General features: G+C 70.6%; 21 protein-coding genes. 8 read left to right on the forward strand and 13 right to left on the reverse strand.

All coding sequences use genetic code 11. The features are described from left to right. Positions 1-14 precede the first annotated feature (14 nt). Complete coding sequence (locus OG202_RS06480) at positions 15-1,091, forward strand: NAD(P)-binding domain-containing protein (protein ID WP_328222479.1); 1,077 nt, start codon at positions 15-17, stop codon at positions 1,089-1,091. A gap of 70 nt (positions 1,092-1,161) precedes the next feature. On the opposite strand, the gene mltG is transcribed toward OG202_RS06480, so the two are convergent. Continuing rightward, the gene (gene mltG, locus OG202_RS06485) at positions 1,162-2,043 is read right to left on the reverse strand and encodes an endolytic transglycosylase MltG (RefSeq protein ID WP_326584708.1); all 882 of its coding nucleotides are present in this window, start codon (positions 2,041-2,043) and stop codon (positions 1,162-1,164) included. A 43-nt stretch (positions 2,044-2,086) separates the two neighbouring features. Further along, entirely contained in the window at positions 2,087-3,952 is a 1,866-nt protein-coding gene (locus tag OG202_RS06490) for an ABC transporter ATP-binding protein (protein ID WP_327731005.1), read from the reverse strand. A gap of 94 nt (positions 3,953-4,046) precedes the next feature. On the opposite strand from OG202_RS06490, the gene OG202_RS06495 reads away from it, so the two are divergent. Together OG202_RS06495 and OG202_RS06500 are read left to right on the forward strand one after the other, a co-directional pair. Further along, positions 4,047-4,502, forward strand: a complete 456-nt coding sequence (locus tag OG202_RS06495) for a MarR family winged helix-turn-helix transcriptional regulator (RefSeq protein WP_327731004.1) — start codon at positions 4,047-4,049, stop codon at positions 4,500-4,502. Positions 4,503-4,751: 249 nt separating this feature from the next. Further along, positions 4,752-6,404: an IS1182 family transposase gene (locus OG202_RS06500; RefSeq protein ID WP_327726295.1), complete on the forward strand. Its 1,653-nt coding sequence runs from the start codon at positions 4,752-4,754 to the stop codon at positions 6,402-6,404. 91 nt (positions 6,405-6,495) lie between these two features. Here the strand turns inward: OG202_RS06500 and OG202_RS06505 are convergent, their stop codons facing one another. The 3 genes from OG202_RS06505 to OG202_RS06515 all read right to left on the reverse strand — a co-directional run bounded on the left by OG202_RS06505 (position 6,496) and on the right by OG202_RS06515 (position 10,544). Further along, a complete protein-coding gene (locus tag OG202_RS06505; protein WP_326584705.1) occupies positions 6,496-7,917 on the reverse strand; it encodes a cation:dicarboxylate symporter family transporter in 1,422 nt (473 codons plus the stop codon). A 145-nt stretch (positions 7,918-8,062) separates the two neighbouring features. Beyond that, positions 8,063-9,721 (reverse strand): peptide-N4-asparagine amidase, encoded by a 1,659-nt coding sequence (locus tag OG202_RS06510; protein ID WP_326584704.1) that lies wholly within the window; start codon positions 9,719-9,721, stop codon positions 8,063-8,065. A gap of 79 nt (positions 9,722-9,800) precedes the next feature. Further along, a complete protein-coding gene (locus OG202_RS06515) occupies positions 9,801-10,544 on the reverse strand; it encodes a hypothetical protein (RefSeq protein ID WP_326585944.1) in 744 nt (247 codons plus the stop codon). Positions 10,545-10,839: 295 nt separating this feature from the next. Between OG202_RS06515 and OG202_RS06520 the strand changes: the two genes are divergently transcribed. The 3 genes from OG202_RS06520 (at position 10,840) to OG202_RS06530 (ending at position 15,428) form a co-directional block, all read left to right on the forward strand. After that, complete coding sequence (locus tag OG202_RS06520) at positions 10,840-12,720, forward strand: ABC transporter ATP-binding protein (RefSeq protein ID WP_326584703.1); 1,881 nt, start codon at positions 10,840-10,842, stop codon at positions 12,718-12,720. After that, the gene (locus tag OG202_RS06525) at positions 12,717-14,498 is read left to right on the forward strand and encodes an ABC transporter ATP-binding protein (protein ID WP_328222480.1); all 1,782 of its coding nucleotides are present in this window, start codon (positions 12,717-12,719) and stop codon (positions 14,496-14,498) included. The genes OG202_RS06520 and OG202_RS06525 overlap by 4 nt, the downstream gene beginning before the upstream one ends. Positions 14,499-14,957: 459 nt before the next feature. Beyond that, positions 14,958-15,428 (forward strand): DUF5709 domain-containing protein, encoded by a 471-nt coding sequence (locus OG202_RS06530; RefSeq protein ID WP_326584701.1) that lies wholly within the window; start codon positions 14,958-14,960, stop codon positions 15,426-15,428. Between the two features lie 62 nt (positions 15,429-15,490). Here the strand turns inward: OG202_RS06530 and OG202_RS06535 are convergent, their stop codons facing one another. Next, complete coding sequence (locus OG202_RS06535; protein ID WP_326584700.1) at positions 15,491-16,285, reverse strand: metal-dependent hydrolase; 795 nt, start codon at positions 16,283-16,285, stop codon at positions 15,491-15,493. 166 nt (positions 16,286-16,451) lie between these two features. Here OG202_RS06535 and OG202_RS06540 point away from each other — a divergent pair, with 166 nt between their 5' ends. Both OG202_RS06540 and OG202_RS06545 read left to right on the forward strand, forming a co-directional pair. Then, positions 16,452-18,965, forward strand: a complete 2,514-nt coding sequence (locus OG202_RS06540; protein ID WP_326584699.1) for a DEAD/DEAH box helicase — start codon at positions 16,452-16,454, stop codon at positions 18,963-18,965. Between the two features lie 19 nt (positions 18,966-18,984). Further along, positions 18,985-19,860 (forward strand): acyl-CoA thioesterase, encoded by an 876-nt coding sequence (locus OG202_RS06545; RefSeq protein WP_326584698.1) that lies wholly within the window; start codon positions 18,985-18,987, stop codon positions 19,858-19,860. 8 nt (positions 19,861-19,868) lie between these two features. Here the strand turns inward: OG202_RS06545 and OG202_RS06550 are convergent, their stop codons facing one another. The 7 genes from OG202_RS06550 to OG202_RS06580 all read right to left on the reverse strand — a co-directional run bounded on the left by OG202_RS06550 (position 19,869) and on the right by OG202_RS06580 (position 26,712). Beyond that, positions 19,869-20,897 (reverse strand): DUF6397 family protein, encoded by a 1,029-nt coding sequence (locus tag OG202_RS06550; RefSeq protein ID WP_326584697.1) that lies wholly within the window; start codon positions 20,895-20,897, stop codon positions 19,869-19,871. A 129-nt stretch (positions 20,898-21,026) separates the two neighbouring features. Next, entirely contained in the window at positions 21,027-21,440 is a 414-nt protein-coding gene (locus OG202_RS06555) for a roadblock/LC7 domain-containing protein (RefSeq protein ID WP_326584696.1), read from the reverse strand. A gap of 222 nt (positions 21,441-21,662) precedes the next feature. Then, positions 21,663-22,268: a GTP-binding protein gene (locus OG202_RS06560; protein ID WP_326584695.1), complete on the reverse strand. Its 606-nt coding sequence runs from the start codon at positions 22,266-22,268 to the stop codon at positions 21,663-21,665. 187 nt (positions 22,269-22,455) lie between these two features. Beyond that, on the reverse strand, positions 22,456-22,875 hold the full coding sequence (locus OG202_RS06565; protein ID WP_326584694.1) for a DUF742 domain-containing protein: 420 nt from the start codon (positions 22,873-22,875) through the stop codon (positions 22,456-22,458). A gap of 20 nt (positions 22,876-22,895) precedes the next feature. After that, positions 22,896-23,333 carry a roadblock/LC7 domain-containing protein gene (locus OG202_RS06570; RefSeq protein ID WP_326584693.1) on the reverse strand — a complete coding sequence of 146 codons (438 nt, stop codon included), beginning with the start codon at positions 23,331-23,333 and terminating at the stop codon, positions 22,896-22,898. After that, positions 23,330-25,867: a sensor histidine kinase gene (locus OG202_RS06575; RefSeq protein ID WP_328222481.1), complete on the reverse strand. Its 2,538-nt coding sequence runs from the start codon at positions 25,865-25,867 to the stop codon at positions 23,330-23,332. Before OG202_RS06575 ends, OG202_RS06570 begins: the two co-directional genes overlap by 4 nt. 68 nt (positions 25,868-25,935) lie before the next feature. After that, complete coding sequence (locus OG202_RS06580) at positions 25,936-26,712, reverse strand: MHYT domain-containing protein (protein WP_328222482.1); 777 nt, start codon at positions 26,710-26,712, stop codon at positions 25,936-25,938. Between the last annotated feature and the right edge of the window lies 1 nt (position 26,713).

Below are 26,713 nucleotides of genomic sequence, written 5' to 3' on the forward strand. Positions count from 1 at the left end.
CCGTTGGTAGAAGCGTGAACAACACGCGTGAGGTCGAGGTAGTCGTCATAGGCGCCGGCCAGGCAGGTCTGGCCGCCGCCTATCACCTGCGCCGCACCGGTTTCGAGCCGGAGCGCGACTTCGTGGTGCTGGACCACTCCCCCGGCCCGGGCGGCGCCTGGCAGTTCCGCTGGCCGTCGCTGACGTACGGCAAGGTGCACGGGATGCACGCGCTGCCGGGCATGGAGCTGACGGGGGCCGATCCGGCACGGCCGTCCGCCGAGGTCGTCAGGGAGTACTTCGACTCGTACGAGCACGCCTTCGACCTGCGGGTACGGCGCCCGGTGGACGTTCGCGCGGTGCGTGAGGGCGAGGGCGGACGGCTGCTGGTGGAGACCTCGGACGGTACGTGGTCGACGCGGGCGCTGATCAACGCGACGGGTACGTGGGACCGGCCGTTCTGGCCGCGCTACCCCGGCCAGGAGACGTTCCGTGGGCGGCAGTTGCACACCGCCCAGTACCCGGGGCCCGAGGAGTTCGCGGGGCTTCGGGTGGTCGTGGTGGGCGGGGGCGCATCCGGGACGCAGCATCTGCTGGAGATCGCGCGCTACGCCGCCGCGACGACCTGGGTGACGAGGCGTCCGCCCGTCTTCCGCGAGGGGCCGTTCGACGAGGGTGCGGGGCGGGCGGCCGTCGCCCTGGTGGAGGAGAGGGTGCGGCAGGGGCTGCCGCCGAAGAGTGTCGTGTCGGTGACGGGGCTGCCGCTCAACGACGCGATCCGCCAGGGCCTCGCGGACGGCGTCCTGGACAGGCTGCCGATGTTCGACAGGATCACACCCGACGGCGTGGAGTGGGACGACGGCCGTCGCGTGGACGCCGACGTCGTCCTCTGGGCGACCGGCTTCCGCGCCGCCGTCGACCACCTGGCCCCGCTGCGGCTGCGCGAGCCCGGCGGCGGCATCCGCGTCGAGGGCACCCGCGCGATCGCCGACCCACGGATCCACCTGGTCGGCTACGGCCCCTCGGCGAGCACCATCGGCGCCAACCGCGCCGGCCGCGCGGCGGTGCGGGACATCAGGCGGCTGCTGGCGAACGAGCCCGCCGCCGCCTGACGTTCCGAGCCGACTCGGCAGAGGTCCCGAGCCGACTCGACGGAGGTTTCGAACCGGCTCGGCACGGCCCTCAGCCGGCCGTCCGCGAGGGAGCCCCGGTGCTCGCCCCGGCGCTCGGCGACCGTTTCCTCCGGTTCTCGTTGAACTCGGCGACATTGCGCAGGTGTTCCTGGTAGTCCGCCGTGAAGCGGGTGTCGCCCGGCTTGACCGTGACGAAGTACAGCCAGTCCCCCTGCGTCGGATTGACGGCGGCGCGCATCGCCGCCTCGCCCGGGTTGGCGATCGGTGTGGGCGGCAGACCCATGCGCCGGTACGAGTTGTACGGGCTGTCGATCTTCGTGTCGTCGGCGGTGCTGTCCAGCGTGAAGCGGTTCAGCGCGTAGTTGATGGTGGAGTCCATCTGCAGCGGCATCCCGCGCTCCAGGCGGTTGAAGACGACCCGGGACACCCGGCCCATGTCCTCCTCGGTGGCCGCCTCGGCCTGGATGATGCTCGCGATGGTGACCGCCTGGTAGACGTTCATCGCGTTGCGCTGGGCCCCGGCCGTGACCTGACCGCCGTTGAACTTCTTGTTCGCGCTCTCGACCATGGACGTCAGCAGGGACTCGGGGGTCGACTTCTCCTTCAAGGGGTACGTCGCCGGGAAGAGATAGCCCTCCGGATTCCCCTCGGCGTCGGCCGGGAGCATCAGCTTGGCCTTGACCAGGGACTTCTTGGTGGATCCGGCGGGCAGGGCGAGGGCCTTGTCGACGGCTTCGTAGACCTGGCCGGAGCGCCAGCCCTCCGGGATCACCAGAGACGTCGGGCGCTCGGCCTCGCCACCCCCGCCCTCCACGCTCAGCAGCGGCACCGCCACGGCGGTGGCCGCCACGACGGCTCCGGTCGCGATGAGGGCGGCCCGGCCCCGGCGCGTCAGTCGAATCGTGCTCCGTGGCGGAGTGTTCATCTGCATGCGGGCACGGTAACCCGCATATCACCTCAAACCCGGCATATCTTCATCTTGTCGGTACCGGTTTCGGCGCCCTGGTCAGTTCGCGGCCCGGCTTGAGCCGCGCGTCCCGCCGTACGAGCGCCGCGTACCGCCCGCCGCTCTCCAGCAGTTCCTCGTGCGTACCGCGCTCCACGGCGCGCCCGGAGTCGAGAACGACGATCTGGTCGGCCTCCCGGACGGTGGAGAGCCGGTGGGCGATGGTGACGGTGGTGCGGTTGGCAGAGAGCGCGTCGATGGCCTGCTGCACCGCGTGCTCGGTACGGGTGTCGAGGGCACTGGTCGCCTCGTCCAGGATGAGGACCGGCGGGTCGCGCAGAATGGTGCGGGCGATGGCGAGGCGCTGCTTCTCACCACCGGAGAAGCGGTGGCCGCGTTCGCCGACGATCGTGTCGTAGCCGTCGGGCAGGGCCGCGATGTGGTCGTGGATCTGCGCCGCCCGCGCCGCCGCGTGCAGCTCCTCGTCGGTGGCGTCCGGCTTGGCGAAGCGCAGGTTGTCGGCGACCGAGGCGTGGAAGAGATACGTCTCCTGGGAGACGACGCCGATGCCCCGGGCCAGCGTGTCGAAGTCGAGGTCGCGGACGTCGACCCCGTCGAGGGTGACCCGGCCGCCCGTGACGTCGTACAGCCTCGGCACCAGGCAGCCGAGCGTGGACTTGCCGGCGCCGGTGGGCCCGACGACGGCGAGGCTGCCGCCGGCCGGCACGGTGAGGTCGATGCCGTCGAGGATCGGGCGCCCCGGGACGCCGTCCCCGCGCCTGCCGCCCTCACCGTCGTAGCGGAACTCGACGTTCTCGAAGCGGACTTCGCCCTTGATCTGGTCGAGGTGGACCGGGCGCTCGGGCTCGGTGATGTCGATCGGCAGGTCGAGGTATTCGAAGATGCGCTGGAAGAGGGCGAGCGAGGCCTGGATCTGCACGCCGGTGGAGAGCAGGCTCACGGTCGGCCGGAACAGGTTCTGCTGGAGCGAGACGAAGGCCACGAGCGTGCCGACCGAGACGGACGGACCGCCGAACTGGAACGCGATGCCGGCGGTCCAGTAGATGACGGCGGGCATGGCGGCCATGACGACGGTGATGACGGCCATGCGCCAGCGCCCGGCCATGTTGGCCCTGACCTCCAGGTCGACGAGCCCCTCGGACTCCTCGGCGAAGGACCTGGTGAGAGAGTCGGCGCGGCCCATCGTGCGGCCGAGCAGGATGCCGCTGACGGAGAGCGACTCGGTGACCGTCGCGGCCATGGCGGCCATCTGGTTCTGGCGCTGGGTGGTGATCTTCTTGCGTTCGCTGCCTACCCGGCGACTTATCCACACGAACAGCGGCAGCAGGAGCAGCGTGACCACGGTGAGGCGCCAGTCCAGGGCGACCATGGCGACGACCGTGGCGACCACGCTGGTCGTGTTGGAGACCAGGGAGGTGGCCGTGGAGGTGACGGTCGCCTGCATGCCGCCGATGTCGTTGGCGATGCGCGACTGGACCTCGCCGGTGCGGGTCCGGGTGAAGAAGGCGAGCGACATGCGCTGCAGCCGGCCGTAGACGGCGGTACGCAGATCGTGCATGACCCGCTGGCCGACGGTCGTGGAGATGAGCGTCTGCAGGACACCGAAGATGCTGGTGAGGACCGCGCTCAGGATCATGCCGAGGGCAAGAAGGCTCAGCAGGCCGGTGCGGCCCTCGGGGATCGCGGTGTCGAGGATCTCCTTGAGGAGGAAGGGCGTGGCGACCGATGCCAGCGACGCGGCGCCGACGAGCAGGCCGACGATCGCGAGCCGGCCGCGATACGGACGGAAGAGCTTCAGGATGCGGCGCACCTGTCGGGGCTGTTCCTGCGCCTCACCGGACGGTGCCCAGGTGGGGTCGTGGTCGGGATGCATGGGCTCCTACGGGAGGTGAGGTGAATCGGACTGACGGAGCTTAGCTCATTGTTACCTATACTCACAATGAACATGGTCCTGATATTGTTCCCGTATGACCACCCCCGACGCCGACGGTCTGCTCGCCGAGCAGTTGCTGCGCCTCACACGCCGTGTGCACCGCATCCAGAAGCACCACCTCCAGCAGAGCGGGTTGGAGATCACCCCGGCGCAGTCCCGACTGCTGCGCACCCTCGCGCACTACGACGCGCCGCCGCGCATGGCCGATCTGGCGGAGCGGCTCGAGGTCGTACCCCGGGCCGTGACGACCCTGGTCGACGCGCTGGAGGAAAGCGGCCGGGTGCGCCGGGCGCCCGATCCCACCAACCGCCGGGTGATCCGGATAGAGGTCACGGACGAGGGCCGCAAGGTCCTGCGGGAGCTTCACCATGCGCGACGGTCGGCGGCGGAGGAGATCCTGGCGCCACTGTCGGACGATCAGCGGGGGGTGCTCGGGGGGCTGCTCGACACGTTGGTGGACGGCGCGCCGGGTGCGGAGCGGCGCTGCTGAAGCCGGGGGGCGTGTGGGAGGGCGTACGAAGGGGCCCGGCCGGAGGGAGCGCGAAGGCAGTCCCGGACCGAGGGCGCACGAAGGCAGCCCGGACCGAAGGCGCACGAAGGCAGTCCGGACCGAAGGCGCGCGAAAAGGCCCGGCGCTGAGTTCTGACGCTGTTGGTTAATTCGGGCCCCTGCGTGACGTCGGCCTTCAAGACCCGGTTGTGGTCTTGAAGGCCGACGTTGTCGTATGGGGTGGGTGCGGATGTCGATGCAGCCGAAGGGGCCGGGGGAGATTCCGGCGGAGACGGGGCGGGTCGCACGGGCCGCGTTCCCGAAGGGGAGTCTGGCGATCCGGGTCCGGGACGAGCTGGGGCCGTTGTTCACCGACGAGCAGTTCGCGGATCTGTTCCCGGTGCGAGGAAGGTCGGCCTGGTCGCCGGGGCGGCTGGCGCTGGTGGTGGTCTTGCAGTTCGTCGAGGGCCTGACCGACCGGCAGGCCGCGGAGGCGGTGCGGGCCCGGATCGACTGGAAGTTCGCACTGGGGCTGGAGCTGACCGATCCGGGCTTCGACTTCTCGGTGCTGTCGGAGTTCAGAGACCGCCTGGTAGGCGCGGACGGCGGGCGGTCGATGCTGGACGGCATCCTGGCCGCCGCCCAGAAGAAGGGGCTGCTCAGCCGAGGTGGCAAGGCGCGGACGGACTCCACGCATGTGCTGTCGGCGGCACGGGATCTGAACTGGCTGGAGCTGGTCGGCGAGAGTCTGCGGGCGGCACTGAACGCGGTGGCCCGCGCCGAACCGGACTGGCTCGGCGTGCACGCACTGCCGGACTGGTTCACGCACTACGCGACCCGCATTGAGGACTCCCGTTTCCCCAAGGCCCAGGCCAAGCGGGTCGAAGTGGGGCGCCGGATCGGCGCGGACGGCATGCGCCTGCTGGAAATGATCTGGACGGACGGTGCGCCCTTGGAGCTTCGGGCACTGCCGGAGGCGGAGTTCCTGCGGCAGCTGTGGGTCCAGCACTTCCACCTGGCGGAGGGCGAGGTGGAGCGGCGGGACCCAAAAGACCGGGCGCCGGGTGCGAAACGCCTGGTCACCCCCTATGACCCCGAGGCCAGGGGCAGCGTCAAGCGCGACACCTTCTGGGACGGCTTCAAGGTCCATCTGACTGAGACGTGCGAGCCGGAGACCGTGCATCTGATCACGAACGTGACCACCACCGCCGCCACCGTCCCCGACGACCGGATGGCCGCCGTGGTCCATGCCGGCCTCGCGAGACGCGACCTGCTGCCCGACGAACACTGGGTCGACACCGGCTATGCCAACGGCGGCGCGCTGGTCGCCGCCCGCCGTGATCACCGGGTCGCACTGCACGGGCCGCTGAAGTCCGTGACCGTTCCGCACGCCCGTGGCGAGGCCGCCTTCGGGCAGGACGCGTTCACCATCGACTGGGACAACCAGCACGTGACCTGCCCGAACGGCATCACCAGCACGCAGTGGCACCAGCGCCGCTCGGAAGACGGACTGCCGACCATCCGGGTCCGGTTCTCCCCGGCCGACTGCCGCACCTGTCCCCAGCTACGGCAGTGCGTCAACTCCCCCAAGGCCCAGCGCCGCGAGATCAACCTCAAGCCCCGCGACGAGTACGAGGCACTCCAACAGGCGCGAAAACTCCAGGGAACCGACGAGTGGAAGGACCGCTATAAGATCCGCGCCGGGGTCGAGGGGACCATCTCTCAAGCAGTGCAAGCCTGCGGCCTGCGCCGATCCCGCTACCGCGGCCTGCCAAAGACAAGCCTCCAGCACCAACTCACCGGCGCCGCGGTCAACCTCATCCGCATCGACGCCTGGCTCACCGGCAAACCCCACGCTCGCACTCGCACCAGCCCGGTGGCAGCACTTCGCCCCGCCGCATAACGACGGGGCGAAGCAACCAGGCCCGAATTAACCAACAGCGTCTGAGTTCTGCGCCGGGCCCTTCGCATCCGGGAGTCCGGAGAAGGAGCGGTCAACTCACCTCGTGCGCGGGCTCCTTCGCCTCAGCCTTGGAGAGCGCGGGAGCCTCTGCCTTCGCGGGGGTCTCGGCGGTCTGGGGCCCGACCTCCTCTTCGGCGGCCTCGTCCTCTTCCTCCACGAACTGGATCTCCCCGTCAAGCATCTTCTTCGCCCGGTCGGTGTCCAGCGCGCCCTCCCACTTCGACACCGCGAAGACGGCGACGCAGTTGCCGAGGAGGTTGGTGACGACGCGCATCGAGTCCATGATGCGGTCGACGCCGAGGAGGAGGGCGACGGCGCCGGCGGGGATGGCGCCGAGCGAGGAGGCGGTCGCCGACAGGGCGAGGAAGGCCGAACCGGGGATGCCGGCCATGCCCTTGCTGGTCAGCATGAGGACCAGGATGACGGTGATCTGCTGGCTGAGGCTGAGGTCCACGCCCACGGCCTGCGCGATGAACAGCGTGCCGATGGAGAGGTAGATGGACGCGCCGTCGAGGTTGAAGGAGTACCCGGTGGGCAGCACCAGACCCACGGCGTCGTCACGGGCGCCGGCCTGCCGCAGCTTCTGCATCATGCGGGGCATGACGCTCTCGCTGGAGGCGGTGCCCAGCGCGAGCAGCATCTCCGCACGGGTGTAGCGGACGAACTTCCACAGGCTCAGCCCGGTCACCAGCTTCAGCGCGACGCCCAGCAGCACGAGGAAGACGAGGGCGACGGCGTAGCAGAGGATGATCAGCTTGGCGTAGGTCTTCATCACGCCGAGGCCGTACTCGCCCACCAGGTGGACCATCGCGCCGAACACGGCGAGCGGGGCCAGCTTCATGACGAAGCCGACGATCGCGAAGATGACTTCCTGGGCCTGCTCGATGGCGGGCAGGATCTTGGGCACCTTGGTGTGGCCGAGGTGCAGCAGCGCGGCGCCGACGAGGCAGGCGAGCACGAGCACCTGGAGCAGGGAGTTCTCGGCGAACGCGCCGATCGCGCTCTGCGGCAGCGCGTTCAGGATGAACTCGCCGGTCGTCGGCAGTTCGCCGCCGGCGGTCTTCGCGTCGACCGCCGAGGTGTCGAGCTTCGACGGGTCGACGTTCATGCCCGAGCCGGGGCCGAAGACGTTGGCGGCGATCAGACCGATGAGCAGCGCGGCCGTGGAGGCGATCTCGAACCAGATCAGCGCCTTGAGGCCGATCCGTCCGAAGGCCTTGAGATTGCCAGCCTTGGCGATGCCGACGACGACCACGCAGAACACGAGCGGCGAGATGACCGTCTTGATGAGACGGATGAAACCGTCGCCGAGCGGTTGGAAGGTCGTGGCCGTGTCCGGCCACAACCTTCCGACGACGATTCCGAGCACAAGCGCGACACCGACTTGTGCGAACAATGAGGTACGCAGCATGCGTGCGACGCGTCGCGGCAGGGACGGTACGGACTGCGGCACGGGGCACTCCTCCGAAGGGACTTTCTGTCATGCGGAAAAGTGCTTCCGCGCCGATCACTATCGAGGAGTTGTCGCTCACGGGGAAGACCCCCGCGTTTCACCGATGTAAATCATCGAACAGACGTCACATCGCACGCATACGGCGTCAACAGCCCATTCGGTCCTCCGCCAGCACTCCCTGTACGGAGACCAGCGAACGGTCGTAGCAGCCGCCCGATCCGTACGCTCGGTAGCGCTCACTCGTCGTCCCGACCGCATGCCGCTGGTCGCGCGGCACGTTCGCCGTGTACGTGGCGTCACCCGTGTAGGTGTCGTCAAGCCGGGACCACGCTGTACGGCGTCCGCCCCGCGTCTCGGTGACCGTGGCCCGGTCGCCGAGCGTGAGCACGGTCCGCAGCCGGTCGCCCGCGCCGAGCGTGGTCGTTCCGTCCATCGTGTACGACCGCTGGACGCGCGTCGTCCGGGCCGGTCCGCGCCCGTCGACGGTGACCGTCTCGTCGTCGCTCCATGTCGCGTCGAGCGCGTCGGGGTTCTCGCCGTCCGACCAGGTGTGCGTGGAGATGTTGGCGAGGCTCCGGCGGACGGTGGTCGTCACCCGGCCGTGCGAGGTGTCGACGTACCCGGCGACGGTCAGCCGGTGGCTGCCGTCGGTGTCGAGGCGGTGCTCCGCGCCAGGCGTGTACGTGGACGAGTTGGCGAGGTCGCCCGCCTGGACCTTCGTCAGGGCGCCGGTGACGTGTTCCCTCTTCGCGTCCTGCCAGACGAGGACGTTGACCGGGGTGCTCCAGCCGGTCTGCCCTTCAGGCACGCCGACGACGGAGACCTCGATCCGGTGCGGGCGGCCGTCGTTGAGGAGACCCGCGAAGGGGGTGAGGTCGTAGCGGAGGGGCTGGATGTCGAACGCGCGGGGGCCGGGGACGACGTACCAGAGGAAGGGGTTGGACCAGCCGCCGGTCCACACGGTCGGGAACGGCGCGGCGATTCCGGCCAGTTGCCCGTCCACCTCGATCCGCACCTCGCGGTACGGCCCCTCGTCCGCCTTGCAGGAGTACGGCGCCTCCTCGGGAACCGTCAGATACCAGTACTCCTCGCAGCCGCCGCCGGACCCGGTCGCGTACACCTCGGCGATGACGCGCTCGCTGTTGCGCGGGGTGGTGAGGGTGTCGTCCTCCTGGAGGGTGAGGACGCGGTCGGGGGTGGCCTTCGCCGTCTCCGCGTCGGGCCTGCCCACGTAGAAGGTCAGTGTGACCTCGACGTCGAGGATTCCGGTGTACGTGTCGTCGACGACGTTGCCGATGAGCATCTCCACGGACTGCGTGGTGCGCAGGGTGTCGCTGTAGCGCGTGACGTCCTTCTCCACGGACCACTCGATGCCGTCGGGCGAGGGCTGCGGCGTGGACGTCCGGAACACCTCGACGCCGCCGATGTGCAGATGGCCGAGGCGGTCGAACTGGCGGCCCTTCACCTTTCCGTCGAGTCGCAGGACGACCTTGCTCCAGCGTGTGCCGCAGTCCCCCGGCGGCGCGTAGGTCCCCCGGTAGGGCGTGAAGTCCTTGAACTGCGCCTTGGCGACGGTCACTTCGCACGACTTCGTGTGGTCGGGTCGGGTGACGGGCGGGGCGGCGGTGATCGGGTCGTGCCAGTCGGTGCCGAACTCGGCGGGGACGTCGGCGGATTCGCCGGATTGAGCCGTCCGGGCGGGGGTGGCGGAGCCGACTGCGGATTGGGCGGGGGTGGCTGCGAGGAGGGTGCTCGCCAGGAGGGTCGCTCCGGCGAGCATGGACATGATGATCCGGCTTCTCATGGCCGGAGTTCTACGGGGAGTCGACACCTCGCCGCAATAAGATCTCCGGCCACAAGAGTGCGCGCGAGCACCTGGCGCCTCAGGCCTTCAGCTCCGCCTTGTCCCCCATGACGATCACCGGGTGCTGGGCCGGGTCGAGGGTGCGCAGCAGGTACTCCATGCCCGACTTGGACAGGCTGACGCAGGCCGAGGTGCCGCTGCCGTGGTCCATGTGCAGCCAAATACTGCCGCCCTTCGACTGACCCTCGGGCCGCGTCGGATCGATCGGCGAGGTGCCCTTGACCCGGTTGTAGTCGATGGCGATGACGTAGTCGAAGTCGTGCCAGTGCGACTTGGCCCAGTAATGCGGCGCCTGGAACGACGCCGACCGGCTGTACGGGAGCTTGGCACCGGGGTCGGCGAGGACACCCCCCGCGTCGCTGAGCGAGAACACACCGACGGGACTGCGCCGATCGCCCTCCCGATGATCGGTGGTCCACCCCTTCTTGCCGTTGTGCCCGTCCCAACTGCGGGTCTTCTTCCAGGTGGAACCGCTCTTCGTGTAAAGGACGACCGTGGCGTCCGCGTCGTTCTCGCCCTCTCCGTAGACGGCCACGACCTGGCGGGATTCGGCGGGGATCTGCTTCTGGAGACGGTCGCCGACATCCGGGATACGGGTCGGGTCCACGGTCCGCGCCTCGGCCCGGTCGGTCGTGTCCCCGGACTTCGTGGCGTCGGCCTTGGCCCCGCCCGTCGTGTCGCCCGAACCGCCGCACGCCGCCAGGGACATCACCAGCGCACCACAGACCGCCGCCGCGAGCGCGGCACGAGCCGCGCCCCACATCACGCCCTCCTCGTGCGCACGGCCCGCATCCACATCGCTCGTCACGCCGGTTCGTCCCCGCCTCGTACCGCCTCTTCGCATGCGGTCCATCGTCGCACCGCGCACCGGACCCATGCGCCCGCCGTCCCGCTCGTCGGGCCCCACCCGGACAGTCCAGGCCGAAACTTTGCCCGGCGCCGGAAAACCGTTTGCTTCCGACCACGCTGCGACGCGAACCTTTCACGGCCGGTCGCTGGACCACGCCACCCCTTTTCTCCCCACTCTCCCCCACCCTGACACGAGCCTCTGGGACGTCATGCAGATTCAAGACCTTCCGTATCAAGACCCGGGTGTGCCGGACGCGCGCTCGGGTCCCCGATTCCTGTGGTGGCTCGGCCGGAATCAGCTCGGCGGGCAGTTCAAGGCGCTGGCCTGGGGGTTGTTGCACTTCACCTCCGTGGCCGGACTGCCGTTCTGCGTCGGTTTCGCCATCCAGGCCGTGGTGGACCGCTCCGGCTCCCGGCTCGCCCTCGCGGGCGTGCTGCTGGTGCTGTGCGGGTTCACCATCGCGCTGGGCGACACCTTCCTGCACCGGTCGGCGATCACCAACTGGATCACGGCTGCCGCGCGCGTCCAGCAGCTCCTGGCCCGCAAGACGGCACAGCTCGGCTCGGCGCTGACGCGCCGGGTCGCGGCAGGTGAGGTCGTCGCGGTCTCCACGGGCGACGTCGAGAAGATCGGCTGGTTCGTCGAGGCCGTCTCCCGCTTCACCGCCGCCGCCCTCACCGTGGTGCTGGTCTGTGTCAGCCTGGTCGTCTACCAGCCCGCGCTCGGCATCGTCGTCGCCGTCGGTGTCCCTGTCCTCGCCCTGGCCGTCCTGCCGTTGCTGCCCCGCGCGACCCGGCGTGCCGACTTCCAGCGCGAGAAGGCGGGCCGTGCCACCGAGTTGGCCTCCGACACCGTCGCGGGTCTGCGCGTCCTGCGCGGCATCGGCGGCGAGGACCTCTTCCTGGACCGCTACCGCCGGGCCTCCCAGGAGGTCCGTCACGCCGCCGTCCGCAGCGCCCGTATGTGGGCCCTGATCTCCGGCATCCAGGTGCTGCTGCCGGGGCTGCTGATGATCGCGGTCGTCTGGCACGGTGTGGGTCTCGCCCGCGAGGGCCGCATCACGGTCGGCGAACTGGTCACCGTGTACAGCGCGGTCATGCTGCTGACGTATCCGCTCAGGCACTTCGAGGAGATCGCGATGGCGTACTCCTTCTCCCGTCCGTCCGCCAAGCGGGCCGCCGGGGTGCTGTCGCTGGAGCGGGCCACGGACACCGAGGGGTCCCGAGAGGCGTCCGTGCCCGTCGGAGACCTGTACGACCCGGCGACCGGGCTACTGGCGCCCGCCGGGTGTCTCACCGCGGTGGTGTGCGGCGACCCGGACGCGGCCGGACAGCTGGCGGAACGGCTGGGGGGCCACGCCCCCGAGGAGGGCACCTCCGTCCTCCTCGGCGGCGTACCGCTCGACGAGCTCCCCATCGACTCCGCCCGCACGGCCGTCCTCGTCCAGGACAAGGACCCCGTGCTGCTCTCCGGCACGCTGCGCGAACTCCTCGACGTCCCCGCCTCGGGCCAGGTCACCGCCGAGGAGGCGCTGGCCGCCGCCCAGTGCGGTGATGTGCTGGAAGCCCTGGTCCAGGGGTCGCTGGAGGCCGAGGACCCGATGGACGCGCGGATCACCGAGCGCGGCCGATCCCTGTCCGGCGGGCAGCGCCAGCGGCTCGCACTGGCCCGCTCCCTGATCACGGACCCGGGCGTACTGGTCCTGGACGAGCCGACCTCCGCCGTCGACTCGCACACCGAGGCCCGGGTCGCCGACGGCATCCGATCGCTCCGGGCCGGCAGCACGACGGTCGTCTTCACCTCCTCGCCCCTCCTCCTCGACCTCGCCGAACGCGTCGTCCTCGTACACGGCGGCGAGGTCGTGGCGGTCGGCGTCCACCGCGACCTGGTGCACAAGGAACCCCGGTACCGGGCCGTCGTCACCCGCGAGACCGACGAGGATGCCGACCTGGCCGACGGGCCCGACGAGAAGGCCACCCCGGCCGCCGGGCCCGCCAGGAAGGCTGCCCTCACGAGCCGACCGCAAGACCGCAAGACCGCCCTCAGCGATGTGCTGGACGAACTGGAAGAGATCGAGGAGACCGCATGATCGGCGTGGCGCCACCGGCCTACGACCCGGCCGCCCCGACGACGGCGAACACCCTGCCCGTCGGTGCCCCCGCGACCGTACGCGCCTACGTGGCCGAACTGTTCCGTCGGCACCGCCGGGCCTTCGTCCTGCTCATCACCGTCAACACGGTCGCCGTCGTCGCCTCGATGGCGGGCCCCTACCTGCTCGGCGCACTCGTCGAACGGGTCGCCGACGATGCGCGTGAGCTCCATCTGGAACTCACGGCGACGGTGTTCGTCGTCGCCCTCGTCATCCAGGCCGTCTTCGTACGCGAGGTGCGACTGCGCGGCGCCATGCTGGGCGAGCGGATGCTGGCCGACCTCCGCGAGGACTTCCTCGTCCGGTCGGTCGGACTGCCGCCGGGAGTCCTGGAACGCGCCGGCACGGGTGACCTGCTCTCCCGCATCACCACGGACATCGACCGGCTCGCCAACGCCATGCGCGAGGCCGTGCCCCAGCTGGCGATCGGCGTGGTGTGGGTGGCGCTGCTCCTCGGCGGACTCGCCGTGACCGCACCCCCACTGGCCCTCGCCGTACTGCTGGCCCTGCCGCTGCTGATCGTCGGCTGCCGCTGGTACTTCAAGCGCGCCCCTTCCGCCTACCGCTCGGAGTCCGCCGGGTACGCCGCCGTCGCCGCCGTCCTCGCGGAGACGGTGGACGCCGGCCGCACCGTCGAGGCCCACCGCCTCGGCACCCGTCGCATCGACCTGTCCAACCAGCGTGTCCGCGAGTGGACCGCCTGGGAGCGGTACACCCTGTGGCTGCGATCGGTGCTCTTCCCCGTCATCAACCTCACGCACACCACGATCCTCGGCTCTGTCCTGATCATCGGCGGGGTGTTCGTCCTGCAGGGCTGGATCGGGCTCGGGCAACTGACCACGGGCGCGCTCATCGCCCAGATGCTCGTCGACCCGATCAACCTGATCCTCCGCTGGTACGACGAACTGCAGGTCGCCGAGGTGTCTCTGGCCCGCCTGGTCGGTGTCCGGGACATCGAGCCGGAGGCGGGCGACCCGGCCGTCGCCCCCGAGGGGCGTCATGTCCACGCCGACCAGGTGCGCTTCGGGTACCGCGACGGCGTCGACGTCCTGCGCAAGGTGTCCCTGGAGGTCGCGCCCGGCACCCGACTCGCCCTCGTCGGCCCCTCCGGCGCGGGCAAATCGACCCTGGGCAGGCTCCTCGCCGGGATCTACGCGCCCCGCGACGGCAGCATCACCCTGGGTGGCGCCGAGCTCTCCCGGATGCCCGCCGAGGACGTCCGCTCGCACGTGGCGCTGGTCAACCAGGAGCACCATGTGTTCGTGGGCTCTCTGCGCGACAACCTGCTCCTCGCCCGCACGGCTGCGCAGGACGCCGAGCTGTGGGCGGCACTGGGCTCGGTGGACGCCGACACCTGGGCACGTGCCCTGGACGAGGGACTGGACACGGAGGTCGGCTCCGGGGGCTTCTCGCTCACTCCGGCACAGGCCCAGCAGATCGCGCTGGCCCGACTGGTCCTCGCCGACCCGCACACGCTGGTCCTGGACGAGGCCACCTCGCTCCTCGACCCGCGCGCGGCCCGCCATCTGGAACGCTCCCTCGCCCGCGTCCTCGACGGCCGCACCGTCGTCGCCATCGCCCACCGGCTGCACACCGCCCATGACGCCGACGTCATCGCCGTCGTCGAGAACGGCCGCATCAGCGAACTGGGCAGCCACGACCAACTGGTCGAGGCCGACGGCGCCTACGCCGCCCTGTGGAGGTCGTGGCACGGCTGACCGGCTCGGGGGCGGGGCCGTCACGGGTGTGACCGGCGGACGCGGGGCCACCGTCCCGTGCCCGGTGAACCTGCCCGCAGCCGTCACGGTCCCGTGCCCGGTCGACTCGCTCGGCGCCGCAGCCGTCGCGGGTTCGGTGCCCCTCGGCGGGGAGACCGCGGCCCGAACCCGGGCCACCGGCGGTTGCGGGGCCGCCCGGGCCGTGCCCTGCCGCCGTACCCGGATCGGACGCGCCCCGGAAGGGCCGCGTCCGGGTGGGCGACGGCCAGGTGGTCCGGCGGTCTCCGGCCCCCTGCCGTTGCGCGGTGCCGAACGCGAGTGGAAGGCTGGTGGTGGGCACTGATTCGGGGGACGCCCGTGAACCGCCCGGTTCGCGGGGTTCGGGCCGCAGCCCAGCGGCCCGCGCGCCCACCGTCGCCGAGCGGTGGCACCGGGCCCGTCCCACCACTGGAGGCACCCGTGGACAGAGCCGGCGGATGGGGAGACGACGTCTACCAGCCAGACGGATCCGAGATCCAGGACGACGCGGGGCTGCTGGACGCCGAGGACACCCTGGTCGCCGACGGTGTGACCGACCCCCTCGACCGGGGCTGGTCCCCACCGGAACGGCCATGGGCTGTGGAGCACACCGGTGTGACGGCGGCGGAGCGACTGCGCGGCGAAACCCTGGAGCAGCGCCTCGCCGAGGAGCTCCCTGACATCGCCTACCCCGACGGGGACGGCATCGGCGACTCCCGGGACACCGACGGCGAGCCCTTGGACAACGAGGTGGGAGACCTCCGCTCCGGCCGTCTCGTCGCCCCCGACGAGGGCTCGCACGAGGACGAGGAGAGCGGGCTGATCGCCACCGACGTGGGCATCGACGGGGCGGCCGCCTCCGCCGAGGAAGCGGCGATGCACATCGTGGACGAGGAATCCCAGCCGGGCTGACCCACCCTCGAAGGAGCCGTCCGGGACCGAACGACCGCCACGTCGGTGGTGGCCGCGGCGCGTCAGATGACGTTCAGCGCTGCCGCCGCGCCCACTCCCCCGAGCACCATGAACACGGGCATCAGCACCCGCAGCTCCACCCAGCTGCCGGCCCTGAACCGCATGGCCTTCGGCGGGCCCAGCGGGTACCAGCGCTTGCGCCCGATCGGTATCGGCCACAGGACCGGGCATCCCGATACGGTCAGCGCGTCCCCGATGTCGTGCACCAGCGCGCCGAGCACGATCGGCAGCCCGAGCCACAGGTACTCCTGGCCCGGCTGCGTGAACAGCCAGTCCGCCCCGTTGCCCGGCTTGTCCAGGACACCCGCGAGGATCCAGGCACTCGTCGCGGCCAGCAGCCACACCAGCACATCGCTGCTCGAGCCCCGGGCCGCCCGCCACAGCAGACCCTCGATGGCCAGCACCAAGTGGACGAAGAGGATGGCCAGCACGGCCCAGCGGCCGCCCGTGATGGCGATGCCGGAGGCGCCGGCACCGAGCAGAGCCGCCCACAGCCAGGTGTGCGTGAGGGTGCGATGCCCGCCCGAGCGGCGCGGGTCGCCCTGCTTCTTCGTCGCCTTGTAGACGGCGTACGAGAGCTTGTCCACGATCTCGCACACCCAGCGCGACAGCGGACCGAAGGAGCGCGAGATCGTGGCCGCCTTGTGGTCCAGGTCCGGGGCGAGCGCGGCACCCGCGCAGATCAGCGCACCGACCAGGAGAACCGGCCAGGGCATGGTGTGCCCGGTGGCGGCCGCTACCGCCCCTACGCCGAGCCAGGCCGCGGCTCCCGACAGTGAGTGTGCTGGTCCCATCATGGCCGTGCCCCGTCCCATTCCGTTCGTGCCGCTGTCCAGGCGCCTTGTGCCGCTGTCCAATTGTCCAGGTGCGCTGACGCCGCGTCGGCGCCACAGCGTAGCGTTCGCGATCTTCGGTCCGGCATCCGATTCCCCCATCAGGTGCGCGGGCAGGCAAGATGGGGGCGTGACCCTCATCGATCAGCTGCCGCGGACCGCCGACCCCGACGCCCTCTACGAAGCCTTCGAGTCGTGGGCCCAGGAACGCGGTCTCACCCTCTACCCGCATCAGGAGGAGGCGCTCATCGAGGTGGTCTCCGGCGCGAACGTGATCGTGTCGACGCCCACCGGCTCCGGCAAGAGCATGATCGCGGCGGGCGCGCACTTCGCGGCCCTCGCCCGGGACGAGGTCACCTTCTACACGGCCCCGATCAAGGCGCTCGTCTCGGAGAAGTTCTTCGAGCTGTGCAAGATCTTCGGCACCGAGAACGTCGGCATGCTCACCGGCGACGCCTCCGTGAACGCCGACGCCCCCGTCATCTGCTGCACCGCCGAGGTACTGGCGTCCATCGCGCTGCGCGACGGCAAGCACGCCGACGTCGGCCAGGTCGTGATGGACGAGTTCCACTTCTACGCGGAGGCCGACCGCGGCTGGGCCTGGCAGATCCCGATCCTGGAGCTCCCGCAGGCACAGTTCATCCTGATGTCGGCGACGCTCGGCGACGTCTCGATGTTCGAGAAGGACCTCACCCGGCGCACCGGCCGGCCCACCTCGGTGGTCCGCTCGGCGACCCGCCCGGTGCCGCTCTCCTACGAATACGTGCTGACCCCGATGACGGAGACGCTCACGGAGCTGCTCGCCACCAAACAGGCTCCCGTGTACATCGTGCACTTCACGCAGGCGCAGGCCGTGGAGCGGGCACAGGCGCTGATGAGCATCAACATGTGCACGCGGGAGGAGAAGGACCGGATCGCCGAACTGATCGGCAACTTCCGCTTCACCACCAAGTTCGGCCGCAACCTCTCCCGTTACGTGCGGCACGGCATCGGTGTGCACCACGCCGGCATGCTGCCCAAGTACCGGCGTCTGGTGGAAAAGCTGGCACAGGCCGGTCTGCTGAAGGTCATCTGCGGCACGGACACGCTCGGCGTCGGCGTCAACGTCCCCATTCGCACCGTGTTGTTCACCGCCCTCACCAAGTACGACGGGAACCGGGTGCGGACGCTGCGGGCCCGTGAGTTCCACCAGATCGCGGGGCGTGCCGGGCGGGCCGGCTTCGACACCGCGGGCTACGTGGTGGCCCAGGCGCCCGAGCACGTCATCGAGAACGAGAAGGCGCTCGCCAAGGCCGGCGACGACCCGAAGAAGCGCCGCAAGGTGGTCCGCAAGAAGGCACCCGAGGGGTTCGTCGGCTGGACCGACAACACCTTCGAGAAGCTCATCGCCTCCGACCCGGAGCCGCTCACCTCCCGCTTCCGCGTCACCCACACGATGCTGCTGTCGGTGATCGCCCGGCCGGGCAACGCCTTCGAGGCGATGCGCCATCTGCTGGAGGACAACCACGAGCCGCGCAAGCAGCAGCTGCGGCACATCCGTCGGGCGATCGCGATCTACCGTTCGCTCCTCGACGGCGGCATCGTCGAGAAGCTCGACCAGCCGGACGCCGAGGGCCGCATCGTCCGGCTGACGGTCGATCTCCAGCAGGACTTCGCGCTCAACCAGCCACTGTCCACCTTCGCGCTGGCCTCGTTCGAACTGCTGGACCCGGAGTCCCCGTCGTACGCCCTCGACATGGTGTCGGTCGTCGAGTCGACGCTGGACGACCCGCGGCAGATCCTCGCCGCCCAGCAGAACAAGGCACGCGGTGAGGCCGTGGCCGCGATGAAGGCGGACGGGGTCGAGTACGAGGAGCGCATGGAGCGGCTCCAGGATGTCAGCTACCCCAAGCCGCTGGAGGAGCTGCTCTTCCACGCGTACAACACGTACCGCAAGAGCCACCCCTGGGTCGGCGACCATCCCCTCTCGCCGAAGTCCGTGATCCGGGACATGTACGAACGAGCCATGTCCTTCACGGAGTTGACCTCCTACTACGAGCTGGCCCGCACCGAGGGCATCGTGCTGCGCTACCTCGCCGGCGCCTACAAGGCCCTCGACCACACGGTCCCCGACGACCTGAAGTCGGACGATCTGGAGGACTTGATCGCCTGGCTCGGCGAGATGGTGCGTCAGGTCGACTCCAGTCTCCTCGACGAGTGGGAGCAACTGGCCAACCCCGAGGTGATGACCGCCGAGGAGGCCCAGGAGAGGGCCGACCAGGTCAAGCCGGTGACCTCCAACGCGCGTGCCTTCCGTGTCCTCGTCCGCAACGCCATGTTCCGCCGTGTCGAGCTGGCCGCCCTCGACCAGGTGGGTGAGCTGGGCGAGTTGGACGCCGAGTCCGGCTGGGACGCCGAGCGGTGGGGCGAGGCCATGGACAAGTACTGGGACGAGTACGAGGAGCTCGGCACCGGTCCCGACGCCCGTGGCCCGCGGTTGCTGATGATCGAGGAGGAGCCGCAGAACGGGCTGTGGCGCGTCCGCCAGACCTTCGCCGACCCGAACGGCGATCATGACTGGGGCATCAGCGCGGAGGTCGACCTCGCCGCCTCCGACACCGAGGGACGCGCCGTCGTCAAGGTCACCGACGTCGGTCAGCTGTGAGCACAGGAGAGGCCAGTACATGACCACCAACCCCGCCGAGCGGCTCGTCGACCTGCTCGACCTGGAGCAGATCGAGGTCAACATCTTCCGTGGGCGCAGCCCGCAGGAGTCCCTGCAGCGGGTCTTCGGCGGCCAGGTCGCCGGCCAGGCGCTGGTCGCCGCCGGGCGGACGACGGAGGGCGACCGGCCGGTGCATTCGCTGCACGCGTACTTCCTGCGCCCGGGCCGTCCGGGCGTGCCGATCGTGTACCAGGTCGAGCGAGTCCGCGACGGGCGGTCGTTCACCACGCGCCGGGTCACCGCCGTGCAGCAGGGCCGCACGATCTTCAATCTGACCGCCTCCTTTCACAAGCCTGAAGAGGGGAGCTTCGAGCACCAGCTGCCGCCCGCCCGGAAGGTGCCGGACCCCGAGTCGCTGCCGACGGTGACGCAGGAGATCACCGAGCATCTGGGCACGCTCCCCGAGCAGTTGGAGCGCATGGCCCGGCGTCAGCCCTTCGACATTCGGTATGTCGACCGGCTGCGCTGGACCGCCGAGGAGGTCGAGAACGCCGAGCCGCGCAGCGCGGTGTGGATGCGGGCCGTGGGCCCTCTGGGCGACGACCCTCTGGTGCACACCTGTGCGCTGACGTACGCCAGCGACATGACCCTTCTGGACGCCGTCCGTATCCCGGTCGAGCCCCTCTGGGGGCCCCGTGGCTTCGACATGGCGTCGCTGGACCACGCCATGTGGTTCCACCGGCCGTTCCGCACGGACGAGTGGTTCCTGTACGACCAGGAGTCCCCGATCGCGGTGGGCGGCCGCGGGCTGGCTCGTGGCCGCATCTACGACCTCGAGGGACGTCTGCTCGTGTCCGTCGTGCAGGAAGGGCTGTTCCGCAAGCTCGGCGCCTGACCGGCGGGTCAGTGCTTTCCGCTCCGGAGCCATCCCAACAGGCCGCGTCGCCTCTCGGGAGCCGTGCCCGCTGTCGGCCGCGGTTTCCCGGGACGCCGCCCGCCCTGGGGTGAGTGCGCAGATCGCGCAGCCACGACGGGTGTCTCGTGTCGGGCGGCGGCGGTCGACGCCGGCGCTTTCCGGCGTGGCCTCGGCGCGAGTCGGTGGGCGCGGGCCTCGATGAGGGACTGCTGGAGGTCCGTCCGTAGCCATTCGATCTCATCCGGGTCGTCCGCCGTCATGATCCGTGTGGTGATCCGTGCGGCCGGCGAGTCGGGGGTGCCGTGGTCGGCCCGCTCGGGCAGGTGGCGGGTCAAGTGGGCGCGTTCGTAGGGGTCCTGGACGGTCCTCGCGACCTGGATCGGATCGAGCAGGGAGGCTGGGGCGGCGGCGCGCCGCCAGGGGTTGTCGGCCTGCCGCAGCAGGAATCCGAGATGCCGTCCTCGCCAGTTCCGTGCGCGCAGGTCCAGCCCCGCGTCGAGCTGACGCCTCAGTTCCTCCGGGATACGGCCCGTCAGCCACTGGGTGTTCTTCCCGTCGGCGACGAACTGACTCAGTTCGACCGCCAGATAGAGCCAGACCACCGCGCGGTAGCGGTTGAGATGCCACTTGACCGGCGTGACCAGGCCCAGCCGTGCCAGACGCATGAACCGAGAGGTCGGCACGCCCAGGATCTCGGCGGCCGCGTGGGAGCCCACGGCCTCGACCCGTTCCCGCAGAGCTTCCGGGAAGCCCTCCTCCTTACGGACCCGGTCGATCTCCGCTCGGGTGACCCGACGGCCTCCGCCCGCGTCGTCGACGACCGTTCGTAGGCAACCCAGTTGTACGGCGAGGTCGAGTTCGCTCCGTTTCAGGCCCAGTTCGCGGGCGGCACGGCCCGGAGTGAGGGTGCGGCCGGTCGCCCCGGCCGCTGCCGGGGCGCCGCTCGACGTGGTGGGCGTGCCGGGCTCGGTGGTCGTGGTGCGCGTGATGGGCTGCGTGATGGTGTCGCCGGACATGGCGGTTCTCCCCCGTGCGTTGTGGTGCTCGCGCTGGTCTCGCGCTCGCCTCGGGAAAAACCGTAGCCCGTTCGCCGCATGTCGTGGCGGCCCTGTGGATAACTCTGCCCACAACGACGAAAGACCAGGTCAGCGGTCCATCGCGGCCGAGTGTTCAGGCTTACGGGCATCCACGCGGAGGTGTTCGCCGACACGGTTCACCAGCAGCGTCATCTCGTAGGCGATCTGACCGATGTCCGCCTCCGCGGCGCTGAGGACGCACAGGCAGCTGCCCGGTCCGGCAGCGGTGACGAAGAGCACCGCGTCGTCGAACTCGATCATCGTCTGCCGTACGTCACCGGCTCCGAAGTGGCGGCCCGAGCCCTTGGCGAGGCTGTGCAGACCCGAGGAGACCGCGGCGAGGTGTTCGGAGTCCTCGCGCCGCAGGCCGGTACTCGCCGCGGTGACGAGTCCGTCGGTGGACAGCACCAACGCGTGCCGTATGGGTTCCACGCGCTCGGTCAGATCGTCCAGCAGCCAACCGAGTCCCGCGTTCTGCACCATTGTTCGTACTCCCCGTTTCGTCGTTCCCCCTGCCAAGGAGGATCCGACGATTCAGCCTTCCCCACTGCTGCCGTCGGAGCAAGCAGGATGGGGACATGGCAAGGAAGATGACCGACAAGGATGGGCGGGCCTTCTTCGCGAACGGCGACAACGCGCTTCCCCGCCCGAAACAACAGTGTCAAGGGACGGAAACCGGCCAGGAGCGGCCGTGTCGACGCCGGTTCAGCCCACGGAGTCGAGCAGCCGGGCGGTGTGCATCCGTCCGGCGTACTCGACGAGCCGGATCAGCACTTCCTTCCCCGAGTCGCGGTCACGGGCGTCGCAGAGGACCACGGGGGTGCCCTGATCCAGGTCGAGGGCGCGGGAGACGTCCGGGGCGCCGTAGGAGCGGGCTCCCGCGAAGCAGTTGACGGCGACCACGAACGGGATGTGCCGGTGCTCGAAGTAGTCGACTGCCGGGAAGCAGTCCTGGAGTCGCCTCGTGTCCGCGAGGACGACGGCGCCTAACGCCCCCTGCGCCAGTTCGTCCCACAGGAACCAGAACCGGTCCTGCCCCGGTGTGCCGAACAGGTACAGCGAGAGCCCGGACCTGATGGTGATGCGACCGAAGTCCATGGCGACGGTGGTGGTGACCTTCTGGTCCACCCCGTCGGTGTCGTCGACCGACTGGCCCACCTCGCTCAGGAGTTCCTCGGTGCGCAGCGGCCTGATCTCGCTGACCGCGCCGACCAGGGTGGTCTTGCCCACGCCGAATCCGCCTGCGACAAGGATCTTCAGTGCCAGGGCGCCCGTGTCGCCGTCTGTCTCATCGGAGTGCTCGGAGACCATCGATCACTTCTCTCGGGAGTGTCGGCCGTGGTCGACATGGATTCGGCTGTGAGGAGTCAGCATCATGGCAACTGCCACTCTTCGGTGTGGCGTTGGACCGCTATTTCATGTCACCGACCGCTTGTGCGCGTTCGGTGCCGGGTTGGATGCACAAGTCGGTACGGGATGAACCCATGTGCTTGTTCATCTACAGGGCCCTCAGTCCCTCGATCACCTCGCGCAGGATCCGCTCGTCCGGCAGCTGCGCGGGCGGTACGGGGCGGCTGACGGCGACATGACCGAGCTCCAGGAGGTCGCCGAGGAGCACCCGCACCACGCCGACGGGCAGGTCGGCACCCGCGGAGAGTTCGGCGACCGACTGGGTCTCGGTACGGCATAGTTCGAGGAGAGAGCGGTGTTCCGGCCCGAGCGAGGTGTCGTCGTCGACGCCGGGTGCACCGGTGTCGAGCGAGACCAGCGCGATCAGGTCGAAGTGGGCACCGTTCGGGCCGGGCCTCGTGCGGCCGCCCGTCATGGCGTAGGGACGGACGAGCGGCCCGGCCTCGTTGTCGTACCACCGGCTGTCCGGCGGCTCGTGCGAGGCTTCGGTGTTGCTGCCTTCGGTCATGAGCACGCCCTGTCCCTGGTTCATCCGCTCGTGGGCGGGCGCGCGCCGGCGCGGGTCGGTGTGCGGAAGTGCTCTCCGACGCGTTTCACCAGCCGTGCCATCTCGTACGCCACCAGCCCGATATCGGCTGTGACGGAGGTGAGAACGGCGAGGCAGGAGCCGTCTCCGGCGGCGGCCACGAAGAGGAAGCCGTCGTCCATCTCCACCATCGTCTGGCGTACGCCGCCCGCGCCGAAGTGGCGGCCCGTGCCCTTGGCGAGGCTGTGGAAGCCGGAGGCAACGGCGGCGAGATGCTCGGCGTCCTCGCGCCTGAGGTCGCTGGAGGCTCCGACCGCGAGTCCGTCGTTGGACAGCACGACAGCGTGCCGTACCTCGTGTACGCGCAGAACCAAGTCGTCCAGCAGCCAGTCGAGTTCACCGGACCGCTCGGTGGCCCGGGTGCTCGGGTCCTGGATCATGCAGGGTCTCCTTCACTGCTGTCGCTGCCCGTGGCGGGGCCGTGGGTGACGCCTCGGCCGGGTGCCCTGCCGCCGCCTCGTGCCCAGCCGTCGCGGTAGGCCGCCATGCGGTCCCGTACGAGTTCCGGAGTGCGCTCGTCGTCCGCCCGGGGTGTCGCCGCCTGCGCCGACTGCCCGGTGGGCTGTTCGCGCAGTTGGGGTGCGAGGTGCGCCTGGCGTACGCGGCGCGGCAGTTCGTCGGTGCGTTCCGGTTCCGGCGGAGGGCGGTGCGGCCGCAGGGTGGTGACGCCCGGCGGCGGCTCGGGCGTGCCGTCCGCCCTGGTCTGCCTCGCGGAGTCGACGGGGGCCATGAGGGCGCGCCGGTCCGCGGACTGTTCGACGGGTTCCTGGTGCGGGGCGGCGGCCACGCGCGCGTACTCGCGTTCCGCGGGCTGCGGCCGTGCTTCGGCGGTGGCTCGGGGGGAACGTTCCGGCATGCCGCTGTGCAGCAGGGTGGTGGGGAGGAGGACCACCGCGGTGGTGCCGCCGTAGGGCGAGGTCCGCAGGTGGACCTTGATGCCGTGGCGGGCGGAGAGACGGCTCACCACGAACAGACCGAGCCGGTCGCTGTCGAACAGGTCGAGGGCCTCGGACTGTTCGATCCGGCGATTGGCCTCGGCCAGGGTCTCCTTGCCCATGCCGAGCCCCCGGTCCTCGACCTCCACGGCGTAGCCGTTGCCGACCGGTTCCCCGGTGATCCGCACGCGCGTGTGGGGCGGCGAGAACTGGGCGGCGTTCTCCACGAGTTCCGCCAGGAGGTGGGTGAGGTCGGCGACCGCGGCACCGCCGACCTTCGCCTCGGGAAGTTGCCGTACCTCCACGCGCGCGTAGTCCTCGATCTCGGAGACGGCGGCGCGCACCACGTTCGTCAGTGAGACGGGCATACGCCAGGCACGTCCCGGAGCGGCTCCGGAGAGGATGATCAGGCTCTCCGCGTGGCGTCGCATACGGGTGGTGAGGTGGTCGAGGCGGAAGAGGTCGCTGAGTTCGTCGGGATCGTCGGAGCGGCGTTCCATGCTGTCGAGCAGGTTCAGTTGGCGGTGCACGAGGATCTGGCTGCGGCGGGCGAGGTTGACGAAGACCCCGGAGATGCCGCCGGCCAGCTCGGCGCGCTCGACCGCCGCGCGGAGGGCCGCTCGGTGCACGGTGCCGAGGGCCTCGGCGACCTGACCGGTCTCGTCCTCCGCGGGTGGGCCGGGCGGGGCCTCGGCATCGACATCGATTTCCTCCCCGGCACGCAGTCTGCGCATGGCGTGGGGCAGTTTGCGGCGGGCGATCTCCAGAGCATCGTTGCGCAGGCTCACCAGCTCGACGACCAGGCCGCGTCCGATGCGTACGGAGATGACCAGGGAGGCGGCAACGGCCGCGAGGCCGAGGAGCACCGCGGCCCCCGCCGGGGAGAGCAGCGCGCGGGTGAACGGGTCGGCCCGGTCGGCGACTTCGTGTCCGGCGTCGGCCTCGATGCCGCGCATGTCGTCCCGCACGCGCGCGTGGACGGACTTCCAGGCCGCTTCGGGGGCGGCGTGGAGCGCCTGCGCTCCGGGGTGGCTCGCGAGCACCTCGTCCTCGACGGCGCGCAGGTCCGCGTAGGCACTTCCTCCGGCGAGTTCCCGCCAGGCGGCGCGCTCGGGGCCGCGCAGATCGACACCGGCGGCTTCGGTCAGGGTGCGGCGGGTGTCGACGGCGCCCGTGAACAGGCGCAACCGCTCTCGGTCGAGTGTCCCGGCGAGGCGGGCGCCGGCCAGAAGCGCGTCCTCCTGGGCCAGGGCCTCACCCGCGCGGGAGAACTCGAGCAGCACGCGCGCGTCGGAGCCGAGATCCGCGTCCTGGATGCCGGTGAGCGCGCCGCCCACGCCGAAGGCCGTGGAGATGGTCGTGGTGTACCGCTCGTACGTGTCGGCCCAGCCGCTGCGGCGGTCGAGCACCGATGTCCGCAGCGCACGCAGTTGTTCGGCTCCGGTGACGAACCCGGCGAGGCGTTCGGACACCCCTGTGGGCAGGTCGGTGCCGTCGGCGATGGTGTGCCGGTCACCCAGGCGCAGTGCGTCGATCGCCCGGGCGCTGCGCTGCGACAGCCTCCGCAGCGTGCTCTCGTGCTCCGTGGAGGGCTTGGTGGCGAACCGGACGGCGGCCACGCGCTCGGCCTGGAGCGCCGCGACGGCGTCGGCGACGGGGCCGCGTACGGAGGCGTCGACGCGCTGCACCTGCCGGAAGCGGGCGACGTCCTGGGCGGTGGTGACGGTGGCGTACGCCCACAGGGCGAGCAGGGAGACGACGGGCACCATCAACAGGCAGACGATCTTGGCCCGGACGGTGCGGGGCCGTAGGTGCCGGAGTCCCGCGCGCGTGAGCGGGCGGGTCGTGGGGGCTCCGGTCTCGTCGGGGCCGAGATGCTCGTCGGCCGGAGGTCCGGCGTGGGCGCGGCGGCCGCGTATCGATGGCTGGGGCGGCGGCGCCTCGGCGCCGGCTGTCGGGGTCCTGCGGGGTGTACGCATGGCCTCCTCGATCGGAGTGGTTCGGGGGCGGGCCGCGAAGGCCGCCGCGCGCGGCCGGTCGGCGGCGGCTAGGGCGCGGCGGCGTTCTCGACCGGCCGCTGGGCCGACGCGGATGCCTCGCGCTCCCCGGCCGTCGGTGACAGCGCGACGAACGCGGAGGTGAGGAAGAGGTAGGACCCGAGGCCGACGGCGAGGGGGAAGATGAACTGCATCGCCGTGGCCCCGGGCAGGACCGCCCCGGACGGAGTGACCTCCACACGCACCGCCCACATCGCGGTGTAGTGCATGCTGCTCACCGCTCCGCCCATGACCAGGGACGCGACCGTGACCGCGACGGGCGACTTGATGTTGAGTGCCGCCCAGAGGGCGGCGGTCGCCGCGACCACGGCGATCACGACGGAGAGCGCGACGAGCGCCGGATCGTAGGTCACGTCGCCGTGCAGCCGCACGGCCGCCATGCCCAGGTAGTGCATGCTCGCGACGCCCAGGCCGGTGGTGAGCCCGCCCAGGAGGAGCGCTCGGGCGCGGTCCCGGCCGTAGCCGACGGCGAAGACCCCGGCGCAGACCACGATCATGGCGATGAGAAGGCTCAGGATGGTCAGTGGCACGTTGTAGCGGATCTCGGTGCCGCTGACGCCGAAGCCGAGCATCGCCACGAAGTGCATGGTCCAGATGCCGGTGCCGATCGCCGACGCCGCGGTGACGAGCCAGTTGCGGCGGGACCTGCCGGTGGCGCCGAGCGCGCGGACCGTGCAGCGCAGTCCGAGCGCGGCGCCGATGGAGGCCATGACGTACGACAGCGCGGGGGTCAGCCAGCCGAAGGTGGCGTGGTCCAGGTGTCCCATG

Origin of the sequence: Streptomyces sp. NBC_00310, from assembly GCF_036208085.1 — a bacterium.
Taxonomy (GTDB): Bacteria; Actinomycetota; Actinomycetes; order Streptomycetales; family Streptomycetaceae; genus Streptomyces.

Coding starts and splice junctions, on each gene's coding strand:
- mltG (WP_326584708.1), bottom strand. CDS start 2,043: ATGCAGATGAACACTCCGCCACGGAGCACGATTCGACTGACGCGCCGG.
- OG202_RS06490 (WP_327731005.1), bottom strand. CDS start 3,952: ATGCATCCCGACCACGACCCCACCTGGGCACCGTCCGGTGAGGCGCAG.
- OG202_RS06495 (WP_327731004.1), top strand. CDS start 4,047: ATGACCACCCCCGACGCCGACGGTCTGCTCGCCGAGCAGTTGCTGCGC.
- OG202_RS06500 (WP_327726295.1), top strand. CDS start 4,752: ATGTCGATGCAGCCGAAGGGGCCGGGGGAGATTCCGGCGGAGACGGGG.
- OG202_RS06510 (WP_326584704.1), bottom strand. CDS start 9,721: ATGAGAAGCCGGATCATCATGTCCATGCTCGCCGGAGCGACCCTCCTG.
- OG202_RS06515 (WP_326585944.1), bottom strand. CDS start 10,544: ATGTGGGGCGCGGCTCGTGCCGCGCTCGCGGCGGCGGTCTGTGGTGCG.
- OG202_RS06520 (WP_326584703.1), top strand. CDS start 10,840: ATGCAGATTCAAGACCTTCCGTATCAAGACCCGGGTGTGCCGGACGCG.
- OG202_RS06525 (WP_328222480.1), top strand. CDS start 12,717: ATGATCGGCGTGGCGCCACCGGCCTACGACCCGGCCGCCCCGACGACG.
- OG202_RS06535 (WP_326584700.1), bottom strand. CDS start 16,285: ATGATGGGACCAGCACACTCACTGTCGGGAGCCGCGGCCTGGCTCGGC.
- OG202_RS06545 (WP_326584698.1), top strand. CDS start 18,985: ATGACCACCAACCCCGCCGAGCGGCTCGTCGACCTGCTCGACCTGGAG.
- OG202_RS06550 (WP_326584697.1), bottom strand. CDS start 20,897: ATGTCCGGCGACACCATCACGCAGCCCATCACGCGCACCACGACCACC.
- OG202_RS06555 (WP_326584696.1), bottom strand. CDS start 21,440: ATGGTGCAGAACGCGGGACTCGGTTGGCTGCTGGACGATCTGACCGAG.
- OG202_RS06560 (WP_326584695.1), bottom strand. CDS start 22,268: ATGGTCTCCGAGCACTCCGATGAGACAGACGGCGACACGGGCGCCCTG.
- OG202_RS06565 (WP_326584694.1), bottom strand. CDS start 22,875: ATGACCGAAGGCAGCAACACCGAAGCCTCGCACGAGCCGCCGGACAGC.
- OG202_RS06570 (WP_326584693.1), bottom strand. CDS start 23,333: ATGATCCAGGACCCGAGCACCCGGGCCACCGAGCGGTCCGGTGAACTC.
- OG202_RS06575 (WP_328222481.1), bottom strand. CDS start 25,867: ATGCGTACACCCCGCAGGACCCCGACAGCCGGCGCCGAGGCGCCGCCG.
- OG202_RS06580 (WP_328222482.1), bottom strand. CDS start 26,712: ATGGGACACCTGGACCACGCCACCTTCGGCTGGCTGACCCCCGCGCTG.